Annotated in this window: 9 protein-coding genes and 1 pseudogene; 3 read left to right on the forward strand and 7 right to left on the reverse strand. The window is 36.6% G+C overall.

Features of this window, described 5'->3' with window-relative positions; genetic code table 11:
• Positions 1-256 precede the first annotated feature (256 nt).
• The 7 genes and pseudogenes from DM84_RS00835 to DM84_RS00865 all read right to left on the reverse strand — a co-directional run bounded on the left by DM84_RS00835 (position 257) and on the right by DM84_RS00865 (position 10,099).
• Entirely contained in the window at positions 257-1,537 is a 1,281-nt protein-coding gene (locus DM84_RS00835; RefSeq protein WP_250777655.1) for a protein TolB, read from the reverse strand.
• Between the two features lie 5 nt (positions 1,538-1,542).
• Positions 1,543-3,177: a ribonuclease J gene (locus tag DM84_RS00840; protein WP_250777657.1), complete on the reverse strand. Its 1,635-nt coding sequence runs from the start codon at positions 3,175-3,177 to the stop codon at positions 1,543-1,545.
• 87 nt (positions 3,178-3,264) lie between these two features.
• A pseudogene (locus DM84_RS00845) lies at positions 3,265-4,012 on the reverse strand (IS5 family transposase).
• A 459-nt stretch (positions 4,013-4,471) separates the two neighbouring features.
• Positions 4,472-6,292 (reverse strand): glutamine--fructose-6-phosphate transaminase (isomerizing), encoded by a 1,821-nt coding sequence (glmS, locus tag DM84_RS00850; RefSeq protein WP_250777659.1) that lies wholly within the window; start codon positions 6,290-6,292, stop codon positions 4,472-4,474.
• A 27-nt stretch (positions 6,293-6,319) separates the two neighbouring features.
• Positions 6,320-6,751, reverse strand: coding sequence for a preprotein translocase subunit YajC (gene yajC, locus DM84_RS00855; protein ID WP_250777661.1), 432 nt, complete (start codon positions 6,749-6,751; stop codon positions 6,320-6,322).
• Between the two features lie 823 nt (positions 6,752-7,574).
• Positions 7,575-8,651 carry a rod shape-determining protein gene (locus tag DM84_RS00860; RefSeq protein WP_250777663.1) on the reverse strand — a complete coding sequence of 359 codons (1,077 nt, stop codon included), beginning with the start codon at positions 8,649-8,651 and terminating at the stop codon, positions 7,575-7,577.
• A 20-nt stretch (positions 8,652-8,671) separates the two neighbouring features.
• Complete coding sequence (locus DM84_RS00865) at positions 8,672-10,099, reverse strand: gluzincin family metallopeptidase (protein WP_250777665.1); 1,428 nt, start codon at positions 10,097-10,099, stop codon at positions 8,672-8,674.
• A gap of 273 nt (positions 10,100-10,372) precedes the next feature.
• Here DM84_RS00865 and DM84_RS00870 point away from each other — a divergent pair, with 273 nt between their 5' ends.
• The 3 genes from DM84_RS00870 to ftsH all read left to right on the forward strand — a co-directional run bounded on the left by DM84_RS00870 (position 10,373) and on the right by ftsH (position 14,183).
• Positions 10,373-10,852 (forward strand): OmpA family protein, encoded by a 480-nt coding sequence (locus tag DM84_RS00870; RefSeq protein ID WP_250777668.1) that lies wholly within the window; start codon positions 10,373-10,375, stop codon positions 10,850-10,852.
• 193 nt (positions 10,853-11,045) lie between these two features.
• Entirely contained in the window at positions 11,046-12,341 is a 1,296-nt protein-coding gene (tilS, locus tag DM84_RS00875) for a tRNA lysidine(34) synthetase TilS (RefSeq protein WP_250777671.1), read from the forward strand.
• Between the two features lie 12 nt (positions 12,342-12,353).
• Complete coding sequence (gene ftsH / locus DM84_RS00880; protein ID WP_250777674.1) at positions 12,354-14,183, forward strand: ATP-dependent zinc metalloprotease FtsH; 1,830 nt, start codon at positions 12,354-12,356, stop codon at positions 14,181-14,183.
• Positions 14,184-14,349 lie beyond the last annotated feature (166 nt).

Genomic DNA, 14,349 nt, shown 5'->3' on the forward strand with positions numbered 1-14,349 from the left:
TCAGCTTGTATAGGGAAAAACCCGAAGTTTTAAAAAGACATGCAGTGCACATAGTACGCCAAATACAAGTTCTCTTGTCATTTTAACCTGTACAGATTGGGAAGTTAAACAAATAGCTTCAATACTATGGTAGGGGTAACGGCGAAGGTTGTCAAGTAGTTTTTTTCGTTTCTATTGTCCTCTATCCACTCTGAAAAGTTATTATCTTTTCATTTTCTCAACCAAACAATACCTACCCATGTCACCTATCTATTTTCTACTCCACCAGAAGTGGATGCGACCAATCTGGTAAATAGGCATTTGTTGGGGTAGAAATTATTTTGTGATTCCTCTTTACTAAGTCTACTGAATATAGTTTAGAGTCGCTTGGTGATTCTGTTTTTGTAAAGATGATCCCCCTGCCATTTGGTAGCCATGCTGGGGATTCGATTCTATGTCCCTCTGAAAGTATACGTTCTTCTTTGCCATCTGGCTTCATAACTCCTATGTAAAAATTCCCCAATTGGATTTTTGTAAAAGCTATAAGATCCCCATTTGGCGACCAAACAGGTGTAGCGTACTTTCCGCTTCCAAAACTAATTCTCTTAGGCTTTTTATTTTTTTTAGTGAAATCGATGATATATAGCTGCTGACTTCCACTTATATCAGAGCTAAAGACCATATATTTCTGATCTGGAGAAAAAGAGGGAGAAGTGCTTATAGCCGAACTTCTAGTGATTTTTTTCGTGCGCTTGCTGTTCAAATCTAGAGACAATATATTTGTTTCACCATTAGATGAGTGAGAGATCAAAAGAGATTTTCCGTCAGGAGAAAATCTCGGAGCAGAGATTACTCCCTCGAAGGCACTAATTATTGACTCAGTATTGTCTTTCAGATTCTTCAATATTATGTAGCTTCTACCATCCAGATATGAGATGTAAACAATACTATCTCCGCTTGGTGCAAATCTTGGTGTTGACACAAATTTGTCGCCATTTGTTAAGTATTTTATATCACTTCCATCTTGATTCATAACAGCAATTCTGCGTATGGATTTGTAATTACTGTCTTTTTCTTCGGCTATATACGCTATCTTCGTGTTAAAATGCTCTTTCTCACCAGTTAATCTATCATGTATCGCATCTGAAACAAAATGGGCAATTTTTCTCCAATCTTTTGTTGAAAAAACAACCGAATGAGTAAATAACTCCCTTTTTGTGAAAGCATCAAACAAGTGTAACGATAATTCTAAGGCTCTATCTGATACTTCACTTAAACTCACTGTAGCCAGCGTATCGCTCCTAGGTTTGTACGTTGTGATTTCGGCTTCTGTACCACGTTTTACATTAAATAAGCCACAATTGGATAAATTTGTCTCAATTATCTTTGTGATGCTTTCGCTTAATTCGCTCTCCAGCTCTGTTTTACATGCACACTTGGACACAACAAGGCTAATATTACCAATAGTGTTTTCTCTTATGTCAACATACAAAGCAGCTTTAGCAAAATAAGGAAGAAATAACGAAAGAAATAATGTTAGCTGAACGAGCACCTTCATTCATTTCATACCTGTTCTATTTGGACCTCAATTATAGGCCTTTTTAGTAAATATTCCTTTAAGATACTGAATATCGAGCTCTCAATCTTATTTCTTATTTTTTTTGTCGACTGTAAACTAAACGCTGACTCAACTGTTTTTATAATCCTCTGTATGATAGCTGCATCTTCTGACGCTTCAAAAACACCAGGTGCAAATACCTTTGGTTTAGCAAGCAATTTATTTTTCTTGTTGACAATTGCTGTCACTACAACAGCTCCAGCATCTCTCATTCTCTTACGCATTTTTATGACACTACTCTCTGGATAACGTAGCAACATACCGTCAACACCAAAGTAGTCAACATCAATTGAATCAACCTTTTCTCCGCTTTCCAAATTAACGATATCACCTGGTGCAATCATTATTGCCTTTTCCACACCGCACTCTTTAGCAAATTTTACATGGGCATGCGTGTGAATATACTCACCATGAACTGGAATAGACATTCTAGGCTTTATCAAAGAATACATTTCTTTTAGCTCTGCTTTTACTGGATGCCCAGAGGCATGAACATGCTCCATTTTATCAATGATAACCTCTACGCCCATCTCGATAAAGGCGTTGAACATACTGTGTGCACGAGTTTCATTGCTAGGGATGATTTTTGACGAAAAAATCAATGTATCACCCTGTTGCATTTTAAATGCATGATGATTCTTATTAGCAAGTTTTGAGGTTGCTGCCATCGGTTCACCTTGGCAACCAGTGCAAATCAACAATAGCTTTTCCCTTGGCAAATCTGCTACATCTTTTGCTTCACAAAATTCAACAGAATTAGTTAAATACCCACTATCTTGTGCAACTTTTACTATTCTCCATAAAGACCTTCCAAGTAGAACCACCTTTCTGCCCAGCGCCTTTGCAGCTTGGCTTATTGTTTCAATTCGTGTCACATTTGAAGCAAAAAGCGATACAGCAACTAGCTTCTTAGACCGCCTTATTATGTTATAAATATTGTTATAAATCTCACCTTCTGATTCAGGATTATGTTTGCTCAATATGTTCGTTGAATCGCAAATTGCTGCAAGCAGGTCACCTTTATCGCCAACTTCTTTTAAACGACTTATGTTAGAAGTTAAACCAACAACAGGTTTTGGATCAAATTTCCAATCGCCAGTATGAAGCGCGCTACCTATATCAGTGCTAACCAATATTGAATGCGCTTCAGGAATTGAGTGAGTTACGTTTATAAACTCAACGGTGAAAGGATCTAAATTTATTCTGCCGTTTATATCTACCTCTTTCACAGGTACCATGCCTTCTAGCCGAAACTCCTTTAGTTTCTCCTTGAGAAAATTAACCGTGAACTTTGTTGTATATATGGGACATTGCAACTCTTCCCACAAGTAAGGCACTGCCCCGCAGTGGTCTTCATGTGCATGCGTAATTATTATTCCAAGCAAATCCTTTTTTCTTTGAGCAATAAAGTTCACATCAGCAATTAATAGCTCAACACCTGGCATAGTTTCATCGGCAAAACCAATGCCAAGGTCAATCATAATCCACTTACCTTGGTAATGATATAGACTTACATTCATCCCAATTCTGCCTACCCCTCCAAGCGGAAGAAATAAAAACTCGTTCTTGTTTATATTCATTAATTTCAAATTATTAAAATGCGAGAATAGCAAAACTTCGGTCTTAGATAAAGGAGTTTATTACTTTCAATAACCCTAAAAGCCTATTCATAACCTTTTCAGGAACAAAACAGTGAAAGCAAGAACAACCATTTGCAAGCTGGTGTTAAGTTTACGTTCGCAATTTTTCCACAATCGTCTGCACTTTTCCAACCAAGCAAAAGAACGCTCAACAACCCATCTCTTTGGCAATACAATAAAAGAATGCTTCGCTTTATTGTCTCAACAGTTGCACCAATGATAGCTTTTATTCGTGTTGCAAAGTTTTTTCCTGTATAGCCGGCATCAACCAGTATATTTGTGACTTCCGAGAGGTTTGCTTTATCATTTTCGACCATCTTCATAGCACTGAGTTGTTTCTGCAGTTGTCAGATGGATTGCGTGTCTTGCGTATCAACTGCAATATGGCACTTTATTTCTGAAATTTTTTTACCTGCATCATAGCCCTTTTTTCAGTAGGTTTTTGACGCCTTGAGAATCAATTATACAGAAACTGGGTTTCTCTTTCCGACCATTGCTGATACGGACCTTTCCAACTAATTTTTTTTAAGACTAATTCCAACAAACTTGGCTCTTCTCCATTCTTTTTACTCCACACTTGGAAATAGTAATATACGCTTTCCCATCTTGGAAAACCTTTTGGTAACATCCTCCACTGACAACCACTTTTTAAGACGTACAACACCCCACAAAATACATCATACAAATCAAGCTTTCTTGGTCTGATTTTCTTCCTGCTACCTTCCAGAATCGACCTGATCTTTTCAAATTGTTCTTTACTTATACCAATTCCCATTAACAGGACAATAACGAGGAAAAGGCCTATGCTGAAACAAGTAGATAGCGTGGTAAAGTGGCATCATTGTTTATTCGCTCCCTGTGTAATGGGAATTGGTATTACATCGCTTGGATAACTTTTCTGCATAGGTAACCTCATCATTGATCTATGCCTATTTTACTTCATTTATCCAAGGTTCTTAACGTGCTCTTGGATGTTTTGGACCCATATCAGCGTCTTTAGTAAATGAGTGTTTTCTCTATTTGACAATAGTCTTTGGATTAAGGTTATAGTACTTGGAAAGCTTTGCTATGCTTTCTTTACTATTTTGTATTCCTCTACGCTGTTGTTCTGGCGCACTCATGTAACCATAACTCCTCCTTCGGTGCTATTTTTTCTCGTATTTTATCATATCACTCCACTCTGGGGCTATACATCTACAATGTTTGTACAGTTGTGTGCCTAACTATAAATGAGCTACTCAACCGTAACAGACTTAGCCAAATTTCTTGGACAATCAGCATCCAATCCTTTCTTGACTGCGGTGGTGTAAGCAAGAAATTGCATAGCAACACTGTAGATGACTGGAGAGATGAAATTATCAACGTCTGGGAGCTGTATTACGTCTTTACAGATCCCTCTTAGGAACGGCACCCCTTGCTTGTCACTAAAAGCGATCACTTTGCCTTTTCTTGCTGTAATTTCTTGTATATTGGACAGCGTTTTAAAAAATAAGTTGTCATATGGAATGATTGCTATGACAAGTACAGATGAATCTATTAAAGCAATCGAACCGTGCTTCATCTCTCCCGCTGCAATACCGATGGTATTAATATACGAAAGTTCCTTTATTTTCAATGCACCTTCCATTGCAACTCCATATGAGCTTCCTCTGCCGATTAAAATGATGCTGCTATGCTCTAGTATACTGCCTGATATATGTTGTATCTTTATCGAATTTAAAACATGCTCAATATATTCTGGAATAGAGTTGATAGCATTGCTCAGTTGTTCTATCCTCTTTTCATCCAACGTACCTTTTATTTTTGCAAGCTCTAAAGCAAGGCATGCTAAAATTGCAAGTTGCGCAGAAAAGGTTTTTGTTGAAGCAACACCAATTTCTGGTCCAGCAAGAGTATGCAACACAATGTCTGAGATTCTTTCAATGCTACTGTTGAATGTGTTAGTTAGGCTAATGATTGTTTGCTTCTGTGATTTTGCATAGCACAATGCTTCTATGGTATCTGCAGTTTCGCCAGATTGAGAGATGAATAATCCAATACTTCCCTTCTCCAACTTAATGTTGCTATACCTAAATTCCGACGAGATTTCCAGATATACTCGAACTTGGGCAATGCTTTCCAGCCAATATTTTGCTATTAGCCCAGCAAAATAAGATGACCCGCATCCAACTATAGTAATATCACTCAGCTCGTAAAATAGTTTTTTGTTGGCGGATATTATCTCTATATACTTTTTATAGAATTGATTTATTGTTTTGTTCAATACACAAGGCTGCTCAAAAATCTCTTTTAGCATGAAGCTAGAGAAGCCATTTTTGCTGATTAGAAAGTTGCTTGGACTACTGTTTTCTATACTGCGTTTAACTTGTGTACCGTTGTTGTATATACTCACCCCGCTAGATTTTATTACTGCAACATCGTCATCCTCTAAGTATGATATTCTGTCCACTAGTGCATTTAAGGTGTTAGAATCAGATGCGGCAAATACGGTGTTGCAGTTATAGCCTATTGCTAAAGATAGATTTCTTTTTGCAACAAATAGAGCATCTCTATATTCTGCAAACAGTAGGACCAAAGCAAACGAGCCATGTAGGTTGCTTAAACACTTAAATAGAGAGTCTATAGGTGATAACCCTCCATTGAGATATAGGGTTAACATGTTTGGTATGACCTCTGTGTCGGTGTCAGTATGAAAGGGCATTCCCTGTTCTTCTAGACCCCTTTTCAGCAAATTGTAATTTTCAATTATACCATTATGGGCAACAACAACATCATTTGTATGAATAGGATGAGCATTTTTAAGATCTGGAACTCCGTGTGTGGCCCAGCGAGTATGTGCTATGCCAACTGTGCTGCTAGACATCTTGCTGTTGCTAACAACTTCACATAACCTTTCGACTTTACCTTCTGATTTTTTAACTTCTATTTTGCCTTCATTGTTTATGATTGCTATGCCTGAAGAATCGTATCCCCTGTACTCCAATTTCTGCAACCCGGCCAGCAAAATTGGTATTACTGAATCACCGCTACTTACTACACCAAGTATTCCACACACAACCAAATGAACCTTTCTTTGGAGTTATTAGGCACTTTTGTTTTTATTATCTTGCCCCTTTTTACTTTTATCTGGCTGATTTTTATTCTTTTTGTCGTCCTTCTCAATTTTACCTTTTTCAGCTGGTTGGGCTTGAGCCTCTTTATTTAAAACTTCAGATATAGCGGACTTTAGGAGTTTTATCTCAACTTTTGGTGCTATTTCTACTATAAATTGTGCATTTGCTTCATCAACTTTGTTGACTATGCCTATTATTCCGCCAGAAGTAGCAACAGTATCGCCGCGCTTTATTTGATCTATCATCTTTCTGAGTTCTTTTAATCTTTTGTGGTGTGGGCGGATAATAAAAAAATAAAACACCACAACTATTAAAATCAATGGGATAAAATTAGCAAAAGATGCACCAACATTTGATGCACTACTAGCCGCATCTGCTGCAAAAACTTCAGAAATAAACATATTTAATCCTAGTTATCAACGACAAATTTAAGTAAACATGTTTAACTATTAACTACAATATTACTTCATGTCAAGTTTATGAGAGAAAAAACAATACCTTTGCGGTAGCTAGCTGAATTCAGATTTTTTAGCCATGAAAACAGAACTAAAAAACTACTTGATAACCTTCGCCGTTACCCTTATAATGAGACTGAAGTTATTATTTATCTTCAGTCTGTGCAGATTAAACGACAAAAAACTCAATGTACTTGGCGTCTTATGTTTAATTTTTTGCACTATGTGCACCTCATGTCTTTATAAACTTTCAAGGGTTTTACCTAATATAAGCTAAAACGCGCTTGTTAAAGCGTTTAAGACAATAAAAAACGCCAATTTAAAAGATAGATAGTGAATAACTAGCTAGCGGGGTTTCTTTTGCCTTTTGTCTGCTTAGTAAATTTCTTAATGTTTAAAATTAGATCAATTGCGGTTTAAAAGCAGCTAGATTAGACGTTTAGATAAAAAAACGCCAATTTATAAAGTTAATATAAATAATTAGCCACCAACGGGGCTTCTTTTGCTTTTTCTCGTTTGGTAAATTTCTTAAGTATTTATTATTAAAGTAGTATCCTGGACCCCAGATACAAGTATCAAGTACTGGGATGACACCGTCTGTTGCGCAAGTTACCTGCTAATTGCAATGTTCGTACAGCTGCGCGTTACGCGCTGGAATGACAGAAGGGGAGCGCACTAGGATGACAGGAGAAGGACTACTTGGATGATATCTCTGTGCTTGAGATAGGGTTTGCTATAAAATGAACTACCTTAAAGACAGTCATCGTAATTAATCTTGCTTAAATAAAACATGGCTGAAATAATCCATGTTTTCAAGCACTTTGCCACTACCTAAGGCAACGCAGCAAAGCGGGTCATCTGCCACACGCACTGGCAGTTTTGTTGTTTCGCTAATAACTTTACCTAAATTGCGTAATAATCCACCACCACCAGATAAAACTATCCCTTTATCGACTATGTCAGAAGAAAGTTCAGGAGGAGTGCTCTCTAATGCTGTTTTAATAGCAGAAATTATCTGATGCACAGGCTCTATTAAACTTTCTGCAACCTGATATTCTGATAAAAGCATTTCTTTTGGCATGCCACTTACTAGGTCCCTACCTTTAACCATCATTCCCTCTTTATTACTTTCACCCGGTAGACTAGCCGAACCTACGCTTTTCTTAATTTTTTCAGCTGTTGTTTCACCAATCAATAACTTATGGTTTTCACGAATGTATGATCTTATTGCTTCATCCATAATATCGCCACCTACTCTGGCAGACCGTGAATAAACAATTCCTCCTAAAGAAATAATTGCAACTTCAGTTGTACCGCCTCCTATATCAACAACCATGGACCCCTCAGGTTCAGTAACCGGAAGTCCAGCACCAATTGCTGCAGCCATTGGTTCTTCAATCAAAAATACTTCGTTTGCACCAGCACTTTCTGCTGCATCTTGTATAGCACGCCTTTCAACAGGAGTAGACCCAGATGGAACACATATGATAATGTTAGGCTTATTAACAGTGAGTTTTGTATTTGCACTGCGTATGAAATACTTTAGCATCTCTTCCGCACTTTTAAAATCAGCAATGACCCCATCTTTTAATGGCCTGATAGCCTCTATTTCTCCAGGCGTTTTTCCTAGCATCATTTTAGCTTTTTTACCAAAGGCGTAAGGAACATAGCTTCCTTTTTCCTTTATTCTTGCTACAACTGAAGGCTCATCAAGCACTATTCCTTGATTTTTTTGATAAACTAAAGTGTTCGCAGTACCAAGATCTATAGCAATGTCGCTAGCGAATAAACTTTTGAAAGTGAAAATGTTACAAAATCTTCTAGTTAATTTCTGAAAAAAACTCATATACAACTCAAAAAAACATTTTATTGAGACAAATTATACTTTTCAGATAAATAATTAATACAGCATTCAACGTCTAACCTCTTGCCTGTTACTTTTTTTAGTAGATCCGAAAAACCATACTTTGTACTGCATATATTTTGGGATAACCAACTGATAAGTAAACTAAAATCCCCTTTCATTATAGCATCTAAGAACTCGTGATGATCTTTTTTAATGAAAGAAAAAATCTGTACAGCGGTAATTAAAGCCATAATTTTAATAGGAAAATATCCCATGATCCCGCTTGCCCAGTATTCATCTTGAAAATAAGTGTCTAGTTCATTTTTAGCTTTTACTGGAATTTTATAATGCTTCATACCTTCCAACCATGCATCATGGAGGTCTTTGACCTCTAACGTACCATTTATTATATTCTGTTCTAACCTAGTCCTCAGCATGATATGAGCTAACAGACTGAGTTCATCTGCATTCTTTAAAAGGGAAGAAAGATTTATTCTATTGAAAACCAAGTACAAATTCTCAACACTGCTAAATTTTGCATTAGTCTTACCTTTTATAGCGAATTTCTCTTTTATATATGGTTGAATAAACTCAATAAATTCTCTAGATGTTCCAATCACCCTTTCCATGAATAATCCTTGGGTTTCATACATAACGTGTTCTGTAATTGGGCTGCTTACAGAATTTTGCGCTAAACATTTTTGATAAATTTCATGGCCACTACATTGTAAAAGTAGAAACAAACCGCAACAAAAATCAGATTCATTGTAACCTATAGGGTGATAACAAGAAGTATGATATAATGTAATACCCATTTTCTGTAGACACAGTGAGCCGAGTTCAATCTGCCTTTGAGTAGCAACTTTCTGCATATTAACAGCTTTGTCTTTCTTTTGCCTTTCAATTATTTTATCTACACTTCCACAAAAAAATTTGCCTACCTTAGGGAATATTTCCTTTATGCTCTTTTCTGTGATATCAAAATCATAGTCAGCAAGCAGTGAGTCGTATTGCGAGCATTTTAACTGCTGCGATTTTATAGAAACCACTTCGCGAACAAGCTTAACCAAATCAGCAAAACGTTTTTTCAGCTTTTCCAAGCTGTTAGTTTCAGACTGAGATAGCTTCCATAAATTTTGGCACTCAACTTTGGCCTGGGATAAAGACTTTACTAAATCGATAGGAACAACACTGCTGCTTTGATGCATCCTCTCCATTAATTTTAGCTGCCGATTGCTAACACTCCTTTTATTGCCAAGAGAACTTGCTTCTATTAATGATTCTTTTATTATGTCGTGGGAAATAATTTCATGTTTAATTTCTTCTAGAAGGCCTATTTGCTCAACTTTGTCTTCTACGTTTAATTGGCTTTGGCTTAGTACTTTTAGCGTATTTTCAATACTCTTTACCTTACACAATACTTCCTCTAGGAATTTATGAGATTTCATATTTGTTCATTTTTTAGAAAACATCTATTTAATATCGTAATAGATTAATAATAAAGTTAAAAGTATATTTACTCAAAGAACAAAAAAAATTATGTATTCTGTGCCTTTACTAGATTTTTCCACCAAAAGTCTAGTGCCTTATTAGAAAATTAATTGTAAGACTGTAGAAAAGTATTTAGTATTTTATTTTTCTTGACTATACTGCTATAGAGAGATTATTAAATACTAAAATTTAAGGTTACGCACTATTTTAAAATTTATGGAGGTTTAGTGATGTGGAGTAGGTTGGTTGTAATGTGCTGTTTTTGTTTACTGCTTACTGGTGTAAGCTCTTGTCCAAAGAAAGGAGTGAACACAGCAAATAAAATGAACTCTGTTGTTAAACAGATAGGTGAAAAAAGAGTTTTTTTTGATTATGATAAATCTAATATTAGTGAGGCAGGTGCAGATGTATTGCTCGATGTAATAGAGGTATTGCAAAATAACCCTGATATGAAGGTTACTGTAACTGGTCATACTGACAATCGTGGTTCTTATGAGTACAATGTTGCACTGGGCGAGAGAAGAGCAAATGCAGCTAAGAAATTTATGGTTAGTTGTACACCTTATCTAGAAAATAGAATAAAAACTGCTTCTAGAGGTGAAACTGAGCCTTTAGTTTATGTGCAAGACGACTCTAAGAATTCTAAGTATGAAAAACAGCATGCTAAAAATCGTAGGGTGGAGTTCTCATTTTTTGAAGCAAAGAAATAGTTTTTTTGCACTGATAGATCCCAGTGTCAAGCACTGGGATAACTAAAGGTCAGGGCACTTGGAACAGTACAAAGTAACAGGTACTGAGAGGTAGTAAGGGAAGAAAGATACATAAAGAACACAGTCATTGGAATCTAGCAAGTGTTATTTCCTATATAATTGACCTAAGAAAGCAAATTATGCAAGAGACATAATGGAATTAGAGTCATTATTTCAAGGTGTAATCAAAGGTTTTGCTATCCATAACAATAAAGTTGCAGTTGCAGTGTCAGGTGGTATAGACAGTATAACTTTATTGCATTTAATGATTAATTGGACAAAAAAAAGACAATATCCTCTTCCTATAGCATTAACAGTAAATCATGCATTACGTCCAGAGTCTCAGGAGGAAGCCGAATTTGCTGTAGGTTATGCAAAAGAACTTGGAGTAGAGGAGTTGTTCATATTAAACTGGGAGAGACAAAATATTAAAGGTAATGTCCAATCACAAGCACGAAAAGCACGATATAAGCTGCTAACGAAGTGGTGCAAAAGTAACAATGTTAAGCACCTACTTATTGCTCATCATAAAGGTGATCAAGCAGAAACGTTTCTACTCAGGCTTGAACGTGGTAGCGGCATAGATGGATTGTCGTCTATGGATTACAAATCCCTTTTGAATGGAGTTTGCATAGTAAGACCATTGTTGAGTTTTAGTCGTAGTGAAATAGAAAGATATGCAAACTTTCACCGGCTAAGGTGGGTTGAAGACAGAAGTAATCAAGATTTGAAGTATAGGCGCACGTTATACCGCAACCTGCTTAAAGTAAGTGATAATCAAAAGACTTTAACAGAACGAATATGCCTCACAGCTCTTCACATGAAAAGAGCTGCAAAAGCGTTGATGCACTACACACGTCTTGCGTTTAATGACTGTGTTAATGTTCACGATCTTGGTTACATTGAAATTAAACTAAGTGAGTTTCATAAATTGCCTGAAGAAATAGCCTTAAGGCTTCTGCTCTATTCTATAATGGTAATCAGCAGTAAACGCTATAAACCAAGATATAATAATCTTATTACAATATTTAACCAAATATCGCAAAAGGATAACGATCTTCATTGTACGCTTTCTGAGTGTAAAATAAGGAAATACAAAGAAAGCATATTGGTAATGAGAGAGCCGTCAAAAATACAGGAAGTATCCGTAAGTTTGCCACTCAATGGTCCTGTTGAATGGGATAACAGATTCAGCTGCACAATACTTGGGGATCAGGAGTGTTCAGTAACTATTGCCCCGTTAAAGAAAGCACATAAGATCCCTACGTTTTTAAAGGATTATAATTGCTGTTCTGAGGTTTTTTACTCTTTACCTGTGGTGCTAAAAGATGAAAAGGTACTGGCTTATTCTCATATAAATTATAATGAAGAAAATATCCATAACGGTAAGTTTCAATGCATTACTAATAGCATAATAAAACAAAATCTGGTAAACTTAATTGATATTTAGTCAAAAATAACAATGAAGAAATTTTTAGAAGGCTTACTGATTTGGTTAGTAATAGTTGTTCTTATTGCAGTTGCTTATATCCAATTCAGCGGAAATACAGGAAAAAGTAAAACAACTATACCTTTTTCAGAATTTTTAACTAGGCTGGAAGATAGTGACATAGAAAGTGTTGTCATAAGAAATCAGAACATTGAAGGCAAGTTTAGAGATGGGTCAAGCTTTAACTCAAGTGGTGTTGTATATAGCGACTTAATAAAAAGTTTGCATGACAGAAAAGTGAAATTCTCCTTTTCAACTGGAGATTCTGCGATGAGCATCATTGGGGGATTACTTATTCAATGGATCCCAACATTTATTTTTATCGGGTTATTACTATTCCTTTTAAAACAAACACAAGCAGGAGGCAACAGAACCATAAGCTTTGGCAAATCAAAAGCTAGGCTCATAACTAGCGGAAAAAAAGTGACATTTGACGATGTTGCTGGAATTGATGAAGCAAAGGAAGAGTTGGTGGAAATTGTTGATTTTCTTAAACAAAGGCAAAAATTTCAAGTGTTGGGTGGAAAAATACCAAAAGGGTGCCTCTTGATTGGCTCTCCTGGAACTGGTAAAACCCTACTTGCTCGTGCGATTGCAGGTGAAGCTAATGTGCCATTTTTTAGCATTTCTGGATCTGATTTTGTCGAAATGTTTGTTGGTGTTGGTGCAAGTCGTGTACGTGATATGTTCGATCAAGGCAAGAAACACGCTCCATGTATAATTTTCATAGATGAGATAGACGCAGTGGGCAGGCATCGTGGCATTGGTCTTGGTGGTGGCAATGATGAAAGAGAACAAACGTTAAATCAGTTATTAGTTGAAATGGATGGTTTTGAGTCTAATGAAGGTGTGATAATAGTTGCTGCAACCAATCGTCCAGATGTTTTAGATCAAGCACTGCTTAGACCTGGTCGTTTTGACCGTCAGATCACTATTTCTTTACCTGATATAAATGGGCGTGAAAAGATATTAAATACGCATATAAAGAAAATATCGATAGCACCAGATGTGAATGTAGAAACAGTTGCAAGAGGAACACCTGGTTTCTCAGGTGCCGATTTAGCAAACCTAGTGAATGAATCTGCGCTTATTGCTGCAAGAAGAAACAAAAAGATTGTTACTATGGATGATTTTGAATATGCACGTGATAAAGTGATGATGGGCGTGGAAAGGCGTTCCTTAATTATGACAGAGGAGGAAAAAAAGCTCACTGCTTACCATGAGGCTGGTCACGCAGTAGTTGCTGTTAATATGCCTGCCTCCGATCCAATACACAAAGCAACTATCATTCCAAGGGGTAGAGCCCTAGGTTTAGTCATGAGATTGCCGGAAACAGACAGAGTATCTCACACAAGAGAAAAGATGATAGCGGACATGACCGTTGCTATGGGTGGAAGAGTAGCAGAAGAGCTAATTTTTGGTTATGATAAAATCACAAGCGGTGCATCTTCGGATATAAGACAAGCATCTGATTTATCACGCGCTATGGTAACAAAATGGGGGATGAGCGACAAGGTAGGGCCGATATATCATAGTCGTGAACAAAGCGCACATGGTTCTGATATAATTTCTGAAGATACTCTAAAGCTCATAGATGAGGAAGTAAAACGAGTTGTATCTTCATGCTATGAAAAGGCAAAGGATATCCTTACCAAACGCCGCAAAGATCTGGAACTTATCGCTGAAAACCTGCTGGAGTTTGAGACTTTAACAGGAGATGAAATCAAAGATATATTAAGTGGGAAAAAGATTGTGAGAAATGAAAACGAAAACAAGGAAAAAGTAAGAAAGTTCTCTCTCTGATTAGATCTAGCCAAATAGACTTCTCACATATCAAACCAGTTTTGGCAGCGCTAAGCACATACCCATAAAAAAACTACTTGACAACTTTTGCCGTTATCCTTATCATAGTACTGAAGCTATTTGTTTAACTTCCCAATCTGTACAGGTTAAGATGACAAGGAATCCC

This window comes from Wolbachia pipientis (assembly GCF_023661085.1).
Taxonomy (GTDB): Bacteria; Pseudomonadota; Alphaproteobacteria; order Rickettsiales; family Anaplasmataceae; genus Wolbachia.

What these genes read in the sequence shown, in the direction of transcription:
- DM84_RS00835 (WP_250777655.1), bottom strand. Translation starts at nt 1,537, where the DNA reads ATGAAGGTGCTCGTTCAGCTAACATTATTTCTTTCGTTATTTCTTCCT.
- DM84_RS00840 (WP_250777657.1), bottom strand. Translation starts at nt 3,177, where the DNA reads ATGAATATAAACAAGAACGAGTTTTTATTTCTTCCGCTTGGAGGGGTA.
- yajC (WP_250777661.1), bottom strand. Translation starts at nt 6,751, where the DNA reads ATGTTTATTTCTGAAGTTTTTGCAGCAGATGCGGCTAGTAGTGCATCA.
- DM84_RS00860 (WP_250777663.1), bottom strand. Translation starts at nt 8,651, where the DNA reads ATGAGTTTTTTTCAGAAATTAACTAGAAGATTTTGTAACATTTTCACT.
- DM84_RS00865 (WP_250777665.1), bottom strand. Translation starts at nt 10,099, where the DNA reads ATGAAATCTCATAAATTCCTAGAGGAAGTATTGTGTAAGGTAAAGAGT.
- DM84_RS00870 (WP_250777668.1), top strand. Translation starts at nt 10,373, where the DNA reads ATGTGGAGTAGGTTGGTTGTAATGTGCTGTTTTTGTTTACTGCTTACT.
- tilS (WP_250777671.1), top strand. Translation starts at nt 11,046, where the DNA reads ATGGAATTAGAGTCATTATTTCAAGGTGTAATCAAAGGTTTTGCTATC.
- ftsH (WP_250777674.1), top strand. Translation starts at nt 12,354, where the DNA reads ATGAAGAAATTTTTAGAAGGCTTACTGATTTGGTTAGTAATAGTTGTT.